The following is a 10,392-nucleotide window of genomic DNA, read 5'->3' as shown; positions in this document are numbered from 1 at the left end:
CCAACGCTTCTTTTTCATTCAAAACCTCATTGTTTGTTGCTTTTTTCAGTATTTGCCGAATCATTCTCACGCACCTCCCATATCTTTGAATGTAATGTTGAAGCTATTTCAGAACTTGATGTGAAACGTGCAGAATACAAAATGACAAGCAGATTATCTTTCTTTCCATCTATGCTTTTCCAAGATAATTGATCCCCTGCAAGTTCTATATAGAAAGCACCCTCAGCTAAATGTAAATAACCTTTTGCTCGAAAAATTTTATCTTGTAATATTTCCAAATATTTAAGTAATTTACTTAAAGACATATCTTTAGCAATTAGGCACACTGTAGAAGATAAATCCATATATTTCTGATGAATTATTTCTTCATTTGCTTTATTTGTATAATGATCGGTCAAGATTTGTAAAGGAATTTGACAATAATCCGTTTCTATTATTGGTGTCTGATAGATACTCTCTAAATGTATATGTAATGTTTGCTTTTTTTGCTTAGTCACGAAAGATATTTTATTTATTATAATATAATCCGACTGTTGAAGTTGACGATGTAATAAAGGCACTACCCGACTCCATTTTTCAAACGTCACTGCATCTACAACAGTAATATTGCATATTGAGAATATATATCCCTGTTTCCTTAAATAAGCAAACGTTGATTTTTGCGTACTTGGATCACTGAAACCGCTCGTTTCAATTCAATATAGGACAAATCAAAAGACAACATCTGTTGCAACTTATCTAGAAAATCATATTGACGACAAGTACAATAGATAGAACCATGATGAATCTCTGTCATAGGAATCGACATCCCTTTAAATTCTTCTTGATCAATGTTCACACTACCAAACTCATTGATACAAAGTCCGATTCGCTGCCCTTTTAAAAGGGTAATCAATCGTTTAATCAAGGTAGTCTTCCCGCTTCCTAAAAAGCCATGGACACAAATAATTTTCATATGCTTTTTTCCTTCATGACCTCTACCATATCATAAAGACAACATATCTTATTTCCCTTTCGCACATGGAGAAGTCCTTGCCCATCTTTTGGTAATAATATATTTTTCAGCTTATCCAATGTTCCCTCTATTACTTCAACTTTATGAGTTTCCTTTAAGTTCGCTATATTCTCATTGTCTTTTTGAGTATGAAACGTGACGTACAATAACGTTTGCTCATGATACAGCATATGCATTACATAATCTGCCATTTCTTTTCCATAGCTTTCAATATAAGATGCATATTCCTTATTTTGATCATTGCCATCCATATTTGATAAGCATCTCCAACATGCATTTTTAACCTGTAAATCCTCAGCACAGTTATCATCACATAAGAGCGCAAAACAGTCATGTACCCTTGGAACATACATATCACAGGTTCTGGCACAAAGGCCTTCAATTGCATTTCCACAAATGCCATACAACAAAATAATTTCATCTGCATCGTATGCTTCATCACAAAGACTCTGTAGTTTATCGTGAAGCAGTGAAGGATGATTATGTGATGCGATGGTTACATAAGTTATCGTATAGGCATATGGCAGTTGCTGCTTGATCTTATCAAAAAAAGGACGAAAAATTTCACATGCTATGATTTGTTTCATAAGAACCACATATGCTCCATATAGGTATCCATGAAGCCTTCTTGTTGTGCCAATTCCACACAGACACCTTCTTTCTGTAAAGTTTCTGCTTTTGACAGCGCATTTGTTTGCATGATTTGAATAGTTCCTTGCAAAGCACTGTTACCAATTATGGAGCAACGTCCAAGAAATGCTGCCGGTAAGATACCCAGAGTAATCAATGTCTGTATCTTTAATGCTTTTCCAAAACCACCTGCGATATAAACATGTTGAATATCCGATGCTGTTAATTGACATGTGGCTAATAAGCTTTCGATACCGGTACGAATGGCCGACTTAGCCAATTGAAAATTGCGAATATCTTCTTGTACAATGGAAACATTTGCAGATAATTGACATGTTTGTTTTAAATAACCGGTTTCATCCATATCCTTCATTCTTAATAATTCAGCAATTCCTTCCATATAGCCACTACCGCAAATGCCGATTGGTTTCGTATTTCCAATTGTGTTAAAGCACCAACCGTTTTCGTAACGAATTTGATAAATCGCACCATCGGTTGCTGCCATTCCATGTTTCATATTCCCACCTTCAAAGGCAGGTCCGGCAGCCGTTGACGTCACATACATCTTCCCGTGATGACATAAGACCAATTCACCATTCGTCCCCAAATCAAGCAGCATCGTATGCTCCTTCATACGCGTACTTAAGGAAATAATACCGGCTAAAATATCGCCTCCGACAAAGGCTGAAAAATGGGGTAAGATCGTGATAGGTACCGTCATAGGTAATTGAAACCAATTATCCGTAAGGATCTGTGTTTCTGTAATAGGACAAGTATATGGATATTCACTGATTTTTCTGGGATCAACGCCTTGAAAGATATGCACCATGGCAGGATTCCCGCAAACATACATGCAAGATATTTCTTTTTGAAAGCAGCTTTGAAATGTTTGAATGCTCTTTTTCATCCGCTGCAAGAGAATACTTTGTAATGATTCTACCCCATGTTCATTACAATATTGAATTCTCGTTATGACATCAGCGCCGAAACTACGCTGTGGATTTACAAAGGCATCTTCCCATAAAACCTCCCCGGTTTTGCGATCGATATATGCCATTACCACGGTAGTAGTTCCTAAATCAATCGCAATGCCGATGCCCTTTTGTGTTTTATTCGCAAATACTTGTTTTTGCAAAGAACCCAGAATGCGAAATCCGGTTTCTTGATTAATTGAAATTGCTATATCTTCTTCAGCTTTTTCATGACAGCACGCCAAACGTATTCCGGCCTTAATTTCCTCTTTGCTTAACAGCCTTTTTTCCGTATCCGTTATTGGCATCGTTCCTTGTACAAGCGTAATACGGCATTTCCCGCATGTCTGATTTCCAGCACATGCCGCAGACAGACAAGAATTTTCTGACAACGTTGACCAAAACGGTTCCGCTTTTTTAAAGCTTAGTTTCATCATACTATCTTTCTTTATCTTATGATGATAAGTCAAGCAATCGCTGCGCTAAGGTTATCGCATCGGGTTCATAAATATCGGCACCAATTTGTTGGCAATATGCCAAGGTGACCGGTGCTCCCCCTACACAAATCTTAACGCTATCGCGTAATCCGGCAGCAATTAATGCTTCCACCGTTTGTTTCATGGATGGCATTGAGGTCGTCAGCAAAGCCGACATGCATACATAATCGGGCTGATAGGTCTTTACCGCTTCAACAAATTTTTCTGGCGCAACATCTACCCCCAGATCAATCACTTCAAAACCTTTTGATTTCAACATCAATCCTACAAGATTTTTACCAATATCATGTAAATCCGTCTTAACAGTACCTAATACAATGATTCCTTTCGTCTCAACGTTATGTTTCAATAATTCAGGGCCAATTAATAATGAGGTGTGATAGCGATAGCGGCAAAAAGCTAATAAAATCAATGGTTTTGCGGACAGCGGATAGACAGGGAATGTGTTAAAAACTGAATACGCACACAAACGGCGTTACCTTAACCCCTTTGGGGGAGAAAGTAACGCCGTTTTTTTATGCCCGCAGGAAAGGAGGTGCAGCCGGAATGTATTTCACAAAGGGCAAGCAGCGGGCGTTTGAATTGCTCATGCAGCAGAAGCCGGGATTTGACCGCTATCAATCCGGTTGTGCCGGAGATGATGAAGATTGCGGCACTTGCCGTTTCTACCGCCCCGGGTGGAAATATGAGTTTTGCGTTTTCAAAGAGTGTCCCTATTGCCCCGGCAAAAGGACGCGGAAAACGCACGCCAGCATGGACAAATAGACGGGCAAAAGCCCTTGTGCCATGCGGCTTTGCAGACGCGAAAACGGCAAAGGGCATATTGCAATACCAAAACAGCCGAAAACGGCTTTCTAATTGTCCACGCATACCAAGAGAGGAAGTGAGGAAATATGGCAGTTTTCAGAGTGGAGCGAAATACGGGATATACCGTTATGAGCAACCACCACTTGCGAAACAAGGAATTGTCCTTAAAGGCAAAGGGCTTGTTGTCGCAAATGCTTTCGCTGCCCGAAGATTGGGATTATACCCTTGCGGGCTTATCCCATATCAACCGGGAGAAGATCGACGCAATCCGCGAAGCGGTAAAGGAACTCGAAAAAGCCGGATATATCGTGCGCAGCCGGGAGCGCGACGAAAAGGGACGCTTGCGGGGCGCAGATTACGTCATATACGAGCAGCCGCAGCCGCGAGAGCCGGAAGCAGCTACCAGCGGCGGACAGCCGCCTATATTGGATTTACCTACATTGGAAAATCCAACATTGGATAATCCAACGTTGGAAAAACCTACGCAGGAAAAACCTACGTTGGAAAATCCAACGCAATTAAATAAAGATATATTAAGTAAAGAACAATCAATTACTGATTTATCAAGTACCGATTCCATTCCTTTCCATTCCCTAAACCCCTTGCCCTTTGCGCATGGCGAAGCGGCTACGCCGCCGGAAAGGAAAAGAACGGAAGCGAAAAGCAATAGCGCAGTAGAGATTTACAGGGAGATTATCAAGGACAATATCGAATACGACCATCTCATTCAAAACTGCAAAATTGACAAAGACCGTTTGGACGAGATTGTTGACCTTATGCTGGAAACCGTCTGCACAGCCCGAAAGACAATCCGTATTGCCGGGGACGACTACCCCGCCGAATTGGTGAAATCCAAGTTTTTGAAGCTGAACAGCAGCCATATTGAGTTTGTTTTGGATTGCATGAGGGAGAACACAACCAAAGTGCGCAACATCAAGCAGTATCTAAAAGCGGTGCTGTTCAACGCGCCGAGTACCATTGACAGCTACTATACCGCCCTTGTCAATCACGACTTATACGGCGGCGAATGAGCATAGCCGCACTTTACCGGGAAAGGAGTTGATACCTTGCAGGAGGAAGTAACCCAAAAAACGATTGCCCTATACGTCAAAGTGGGAAAAGGCGCGGCGCGGCTTACCGAACAGGCGTTACAGAAAGCAATCCAAAAGTTTTTGGAGCAGAAAAGCAAACCCGCGCATGGGAAACAGACCATGCGGCAGCTTATGAAGCAGAACGCGGGTGTTTCCAACATCGAGATCACCGACAGCAATATTAAAGCCTTTGAGAGTACGGCGAAGAAATACAACATAGATTTTTCGCTAAAAAAGGTTAAGGGCGAGCAGACCCGTTACCTTGTGTTTTTCAAAGGCCGGGACGCGGACGTTATGACCGCAGCGTTTCAAGAGTTTTCCGCAAAGAAGCTGAACCGGGAGAAAAAGCCCTCTATCCGCAAAGCCCTTGCCGCTGCAAAGGACAAGGCGAAGCAGCTTAACGCCGCCCGCGACAAGGTAAAGAAAATGGACAGGGGGCGCGAGATATGAAGCAGATCAACTACAAAAAGCTGATACTTCCGAATATCCCCTATGTGTTCTTTGTCTATCTCTTTGATAAAGTCGGACAGGCGGTGCGGCTTGCCCCCGGCGCGGATATTTCTGCAAAGATACTGAATATCACACAAGGATTTTCCGCAGCCTTTGAAAACGCCTTGCCGAGCGTTTACCCGTTGGATTTGCTTGTCGGCATTGTCGGTGCGGTGATTATCCGCTTGATAGTCTATGTCAAAGGGAAAAACGCGAAGAAATACCGCAAGGGCGCGGAGTACGGCTCTGCCCGATGGGGAAACGCCGAAGATATAAAGCCCTACATAGACCCGGATTTCCAAAACAACATCATTTTGACGCAGACGGAACGGCTTACCATGAACAGCCGCCCGAAGCAGCCGAAGTACGCGAGAAATAAGAACGTCGTCGTGATCGGCGGCAGCGGCAGCGGAAAAACAAGATTTTTTGTCAAACCTAATCTAATGCAGCTTCATTCCTCTTACGTCTTAACCGACCCGAAAGGTACGGTTTTGATTGAGTGCGGGAAGCTGCTGCAACGGGCGGGCTACCGCATTAAGGTACTGAATACGATTAACTTCAAAAAATCTATGCACTACAACCCCTTTGTGTATATCCGCAGCGAGAAAGATATTTTGAAGCTGGTAAATACGTTGATAGCGAATACCAAAGGTGAGGGAGAAAAAAGCGCGGAGGATTTTTGGGTAAAGGCAGAACGGCTTTTGTATTGCGCGTTGGTGGGCTACATCTGGTACGAAGCCCCCGCCGAGGAAATGAACTTTATTACCCTGTTGGAACTTATCAACGCCAGCGAAGCCCGCGAGGACGACGAGGAATATCAAAGCCCCGTCGATTTGCTGTTTGCCGACTTGGAAGAACGCGACCCCGACCATTTCGCGGTGAAGCAGTACCGAAAATATAAATTGGCGGCGGGCAAAACCGCAAAATCAATCCTCATTTCTTGCGGTGCGAGGCTCGCTCCTTTTGATATAAAGGAATTGCGCGATCTTATGTCCTACGACGAATTAGAACTTGACACGTTAGGCGACAGAAAAACAGCTTTGTTTTTGATTATGAGCGATACGGACAGCACGTTTAATTTTGTTATCGCTATGCTGCAATCGCAGTTATTTAATCTCTTGTGCGACAAGGCCGACGACGAATACGGCGGCAAGCTGCCGGTTCATGTTCGCTGCCTGTTAGACGAGTTTGCAAACATTGGACAAATCCCGCAGTTTGAAAAATTGATTGCCACAATCCGCAGCCGGGAAATCTCGGCTTCTATCATTCTGCAATCGCAGAGCCAGCTAAAAGCCATTTACAAGGACGCGGCAGAAATCATACTTGACAATGCCGACAGCACCTTGTTTTTGGGAGGGCGCGGGAAAAATGCAAAGGATATTTCGGAGAACTTGGGACGTGAAACAATCGACAGTTTCAACACTTCCGAAAATCGCGGCACGCAGGTTTCTCATGGCCTCAATTATCAGAAATTGGGAAAGGAGTTGATGACACAGGACGAAATCGAAGTTATGGACGGAGGAAAATGTATTTTGCAGTTGCGCGGCGTGCGCCCCTTTTTCAGCGATAAGTACGATATAACGCAGCACCCGAACTACAAATACCTTTCCGACTTCGACAAGAAAAACGCTTTTGACGTTGAACGGTATATGTCCACCCGTCCGGCAATCGTAAAGCCCGACGAACCCTTTGACATATACGAAATAGATTTGTCCGACGAGGACGCAGCCGCCGAATAAAAACGGCGGCATTTTTATTTCCAACAACATTTTTTGAGCCGTTTTAGCGGCAGAAAGCGAGGTTTATATGGATTTTTTCAACAGCGCAGTTGACGTATTGCAGACTTTGGTAATCGCGCTTGGCGCAGGACTTGGCATTTGGGGCGGCATTAACCTCATGGAGGGGTACGGCAACGATAACCCCGGCGCGAAGTCGCAGGGCATGAAACAGTTGATGGCGGGCGGCGGCGTTGCCCTTATCGGCCTTACCCTTGTCCCGCTGCTCTCCGGCCTGTTTGGATAATGCCACAAACTAACACTACCCGCCGCGCTCTCCCGCTTCACGCGGGAGGGCGCGGGAAAGGAGGGATTAGCTTTTGATATGGCAGATGATTGAAGATTGGTTTCGCGGCATTTTGACAGACGGAATACTCTCTAATCTCTCCGGGCTGTTCGACAGCGTAAATACAGAGGTTGGAGAAATCGCAACGCAAGTCGGCACAACCCCCGCCGGGTGGAACGCGGGCATATTCAATATGATACGCAGCCTATCGGAAAACGTCATTGTGCCGATTGCGGGCGTTATCATTACCTTTGTCATGTGCTACGAACTAATCCAGCTTGTAATTGAGAAAAACAATCTGCACGATCTCGACACTTGGATTTTCTTCAAGTGGATTTTCAAAACCTTTGTTGCGGTGCTGCTGGTAACAAATACTTGGAACATCGTCATGGGCGTATTTGACATTACACAGAGCGTCGTCAACGACAGCGCGGGCGTTATCATATCCGACACAAGCATAGATATTGCAACCGTTATCACCGATATAGAAGCAAAGCTGGACGCTATGAGCGTCGGCGGGCTTTTGGGGCTATGGTTTCAATCACTCTTTGTGGGGCTTACCATGAAAGCGTTGTCTATCTGTATCATGCTGGTGGTGTACGGGCGCATGATTGAAATATACCTTGTAACGAGTATCGCCCCTATCCCCGTTGCGACAATGGTAAATCGTGAATGGGGCGGCATGGGACAGAACTACTTAAAATCCTTGCTTGCCCTCGGTTTTCAGGCTTTTCTAATTCTTGTGTGCGTCGGTATTTATGCGGTTTTGATACAGACAATCGCAGCAACCGATGACATATCCGGCGCGATCTGGTCTTGCATGGGCTATACCGTCCTCTTGTGTTTTACGCTTTTCAAAACGGGAAGCCTTGCAAAATCCGTATTCAGCGCGCATTAAGGGGGTGCAGATGAAGAAATACAAAATCATTTACGCCGATCCCCCTTGGAGATACGCGAGAAGCAAGGTACAGGGCGCAGCGGAAAAGCACTATCCCACTATGAGTATTGAGGAACTTTGCGCTTTACCCGTCAAAGAAATTGCGGATAAGGACTGTATTTTATTCCTATGGGCGACGTTCCCGCAGCTTAAAGAAGCGTTGCAGTTAATCAAGGCTTGGGGATTTACCTATAAATCCGTTGCCTTTGTATGGTTAAAGCAAAATCGGAAATCGCCCACTTGGTTTTATGGCTTGGGCTTTTGGACGCGAGGAAATGCGGAAATCTGCTTGCTTGCTACCAAAGGACACCCGAAGCGACAATCAAACAAGGTACATCAATTTATTATTTCCCCTGTTGAGCAGCACAGCAAAAAGCCGGATATAACGCGGGAAAAGATACTTGCCCTTATGGGCGACCTACCGCGTATTGAACTGTTTGCAAGGCAGCATACCCCTGGTTGGGACGTATGGGGAAATGAAATCAAAAGCGACATACGGTTTGCCGGAAAGGAGGTTTGAAATGGCGTATGTAACCGTCCCAAAGGATTTAACCAAAATCAAGAGCAAGGTAATGTTCAACCTTACCAAAAGACAATTACTCTGTTTCGGCGCGGCGGTGGCTATCGGGCTACCGCTATTCTTTTTGACAAAGGACAGCGCGGGAACGACAACGGCGGCTTTGTGCATGGTGCTTGCCATGCTGCCCATGTTCCTACTCGCTATGTACGAGAAGAACGGGCAACCGCTGGAAGTGATTATACGGCAATTTGTGGAAGTGAAGTTTCTTCGCCCCAAAGAGCGACCTTATCAGACCAACAATTTTTATACCGCCCTTGCGCGGCAGGAGCGATTAGATAAGGAGGTACGGGCGATTGTCAAAGGAAAAGGGAAAGACCCAAAACAAAAAGCGTAAACTTACGCGGCAGGAAAAGAAACAGATCGACGCGCTTATCCGGCAGTCAAAGGGCGACGGGAAGCCCCATACGGCGCAGGACAGCATACCGTTTGAACGAATGTATAAGGACGGGATTTGCCGCCTTGCAAACGGGCGGTATTCCAAGTGCATTGAGTTTGAAGATATTAACTATCAGCTTGCGCAGCCGGACGACAAGACCGCCATTTTTGAAGCCCTTTGCGATATGTATAACTCTTTTGACGCTTCTATCAGTGTGCAGCTTTCCTTAATCAGCCGCCATGCGAACAAGGAGGATTTCAAGAGCAGTATCACGATTGCCCCACAGAATGACGACTTTGACAGTATCAGAGCCGAATACACCGAAATGCTGCAAACACAGCTTGAACGCGGCAACAACGGGCTTATCAAGACAAAGTTTCTCACCTTTACCATTGAAGCAAAAGATATTAAATCGGCGCGGGCGCGGCTTGCCCGTATCGAAACGGACACCCTCAACCATTTTAAGGTGATCGGCGCGGCGGCGCGGGTATTGGACGGGAAGCAGCGGCTTGAAGTGCTGCATGGGCTTTTCCACCCGGACGGGGAACGCTTCAACTTTGCGTGGGAATGGCTACCCGTAAGCGGCCTTTCCGTCAAAGACTTTATTGCCCCGTCCTCTTTCCGTTTTGGCGACGGGCGAATGTTTCAAATGGGCGGGAAGTTTGGCGCGGTTTCCTTTTTGCAGATTGCCGCGCCGGAACTTTCAGACCGTATGCTTGCCGACTTCATGGAAGCGGAAAACGGGATTGTCGTCAATCTGCACATTCAGAGTATCGACCACAACGAAGCGATCAAGACGATCAAGCGGAAAATCACCGACCTTGACCGTATGAAAATCGAGGAACAGAAAAAGGCAATCCGCAGCGGCTACGATATGGATATAAGTGCGACTCGTTCCTGAACAAAGCCTTCGTGGTTGAAGGACAAAATCAGGCACT

At 45.0% G+C, this 10,392-nt stretch carries 13 protein-coding genes and 1 pseudogene; 9 read left to right on the top strand and 5 right to left on the bottom strand.

Annotated elements, in window-relative coordinates; genetic code table 11:
* Positions 1 to 26: 26 nt before the first annotated feature.
* From LI241_RS16015 to LI241_RS15060, 5 genes are read right to left on the bottom strand one after another with little or no spacing between them, the layout of a single operon-like run.
* Positions 27 to 695 carry a GTP-binding protein gene (locus LI241_RS16015; protein ID WP_256191961.1) on the bottom strand — a complete coding sequence of 223 codons (669 nt, stop codon included), beginning with the start codon at positions 693 to 695 and terminating at the stop codon, positions 27 to 29.
* Positions 638 to 955, bottom strand: a complete 318-nt coding sequence (locus LI241_RS15075) for a GTP-binding protein (RefSeq protein ID WP_255616582.1) — start codon at positions 953 to 955, stop codon at positions 638 to 640. Before LI241_RS15075 ends, LI241_RS16015 begins: the two co-directional genes overlap by 58 nt.
* Complete coding sequence (locus LI241_RS15070; protein WP_008689456.1) at positions 952 to 1,602, bottom strand: DUF1638 domain-containing protein; 651 nt, start codon at positions 1,600 to 1,602, stop codon at positions 952 to 954. Before LI241_RS15070 ends, LI241_RS15075 begins: the two co-directional genes overlap by 4 nt.
* Positions 1,599 to 3,053: an ASKHA domain-containing protein gene (locus LI241_RS15065; protein WP_008689457.1), complete on the bottom strand. Its 1,455-nt coding sequence runs from the start codon at positions 3,051 to 3,053 to the stop codon at positions 1,599 to 1,601. The genes LI241_RS15070 and LI241_RS15065 overlap by 4 nt, the downstream gene beginning before the upstream one ends.
* A gap of 16 nt (positions 3,054 to 3,069) precedes the next feature.
* Complete coding sequence (locus LI241_RS15060) at positions 3,070 to 3,582, bottom strand: B12-binding domain-containing protein (protein ID WP_227151416.1); 513 nt, start codon at positions 3,580 to 3,582, stop codon at positions 3,070 to 3,072.
* Positions 3,583 to 3,659: 77 nt separating this feature from the next.
* Between LI241_RS15060 and LI241_RS15055 the strand changes: the two genes are divergently transcribed.
* From LI241_RS15055 to LI241_RS15015, 9 genes and pseudogenes are all read left to right on the top strand, one after another.
* The gene (locus LI241_RS15055) at positions 3,660 to 3,878 is read left to right on the top strand and encodes a hypothetical protein (protein WP_002604486.1); all 219 of its coding nucleotides are present in this window, start codon (positions 3,660 to 3,662) and stop codon (positions 3,876 to 3,878) included.
* A 128-nt stretch (positions 3,879 to 4,006) separates the two neighbouring features.
* A complete protein-coding gene (locus LI241_RS15050) occupies positions 4,007 to 4,951 on the top strand; it encodes a DUF6017 domain-containing protein (RefSeq protein WP_002604485.1) in 945 nt (314 codons plus the stop codon).
* Between the two features lie 36 nt (positions 4,952 to 4,987).
* Positions 4,988 to 5,461, top strand: a complete 474-nt coding sequence (locus tag LI241_RS15045; RefSeq protein ID WP_002604484.1) for a PcfB family protein — start codon at positions 4,988 to 4,990, stop codon at positions 5,459 to 5,461.
* Positions 5,458 to 7,239: a VirD4-like conjugal transfer protein, CD1115 family gene (locus LI241_RS15040; protein ID WP_227151414.1), complete on the top strand. Its 1,782-nt coding sequence runs from the start codon at positions 5,458 to 5,460 to the stop codon at positions 7,237 to 7,239. Before LI241_RS15045 ends, LI241_RS15040 begins: the two co-directional genes overlap by 4 nt.
* Positions 7,240 to 7,306: 67 nt before the next feature.
* Positions 7,307 to 7,522, top strand: coding sequence for a Maff2 family mobile element protein (locus tag LI241_RS15035; RefSeq protein WP_002604482.1), 216 nt, complete (start codon positions 7,307 to 7,309; stop codon positions 7,520 to 7,522).
* An 85-nt stretch (positions 7,523 to 7,607) separates the two neighbouring features.
* On the top strand, positions 7,608 to 8,459 hold the full coding sequence (locus LI241_RS15030; protein WP_003502113.1) for a VirB6/TrbL-like conjugal transfer protein, CD1112 family: 852 nt from the start codon (positions 7,608 to 7,610) through the stop codon (positions 8,457 to 8,459).
* A gap of 10 nt (positions 8,460 to 8,469) precedes the next feature.
* On the top strand, positions 8,470 to 9,018 hold the full coding sequence (locus LI241_RS15025) for an MT-A70 family methyltransferase (RefSeq protein WP_002604480.1): 549 nt from the start codon (positions 8,470 to 8,472) through the stop codon (positions 9,016 to 9,018).
* A 1-nt stretch (position 9,019) separates the two neighbouring features.
* Positions 9,020 to 9,412 carry a PrgI family protein gene (locus LI241_RS15020; RefSeq protein ID WP_002604479.1) on the top strand — a complete coding sequence of 131 codons (393 nt, stop codon included), beginning with the start codon at positions 9,020 to 9,022 and terminating at the stop codon, positions 9,410 to 9,412.
* Positions 9,372 to 10,337: pseudogene (locus tag LI241_RS15015) on the top strand (VirB4-like conjugal transfer ATPase, CD1110 family); the annotation flags it as partial. The gene LI241_RS15020 and the pseudogene LI241_RS15015, both read left to right, overlap by 41 nt.
* Between the last annotated feature and the right edge of the window lie 55 nt (positions 10,338 to 10,392).

The organism is Longicatena sp. 210702-DFI.1.196 (genome assembly GCF_020563125.1).
GTDB classification, from domain to species: domain Bacteria; phylum Bacillota_I; class Bacilli_A; order Erysipelotrichales; family Erysipelotrichaceae; genus Longicatena; species Longicatena caecimuris.
Note: the sequence above shows the minus strand (reverse complement) of the source record. Positions and strands in the feature narration are given on the sequence as shown.

Excerpts from the sequence above, each read along its gene's own strand:
- LI241_RS15075 (WP_255616582.1), bottom strand. The coding sequence starts at position 955 with ATGAAAATTATTTGTGTCCATGGCTTTTTAGGAAGCGGGAAGACTACC.
- LI241_RS15070 (WP_008689456.1), bottom strand. The coding sequence starts at position 1,602 with ATGAAACAAATCATAGCATGTGAAATTTTTCGTCCTTTTTTTGATAAG.
- LI241_RS15065 (WP_008689457.1), bottom strand. The coding sequence starts at position 3,053 with ATGATGAAACTAAGCTTTAAAAAAGCGGAACCGTTTTGGTCAACGTTG.
- LI241_RS15055 (WP_002604486.1), top strand. The coding sequence starts at position 3,660 with ATGTATTTCACAAAGGGCAAGCAGCGGGCGTTTGAATTGCTCATGCAG.
- LI241_RS15050 (WP_002604485.1), top strand. The coding sequence starts at position 4,007 with ATGGCAGTTTTCAGAGTGGAGCGAAATACGGGATATACCGTTATGAGC.
- LI241_RS15040 (WP_227151414.1), top strand. The coding sequence starts at position 5,458 with ATGAAGCAGATCAACTACAAAAAGCTGATACTTCCGAATATCCCCTAT.
- LI241_RS15035 (WP_002604482.1), top strand. The coding sequence starts at position 7,307 with ATGGATTTTTTCAACAGCGCAGTTGACGTATTGCAGACTTTGGTAATC.
- LI241_RS15030 (WP_003502113.1), top strand. The coding sequence starts at position 7,608 with ATGATTGAAGATTGGTTTCGCGGCATTTTGACAGACGGAATACTCTCT.
- LI241_RS15025 (WP_002604480.1), top strand. The coding sequence starts at position 8,470 with ATGAAGAAATACAAAATCATTTACGCCGATCCCCCTTGGAGATACGCG.
- LI241_RS15020 (WP_002604479.1), top strand. The coding sequence starts at position 9,020 with ATGGCGTATGTAACCGTCCCAAAGGATTTAACCAAAATCAAGAGCAAG.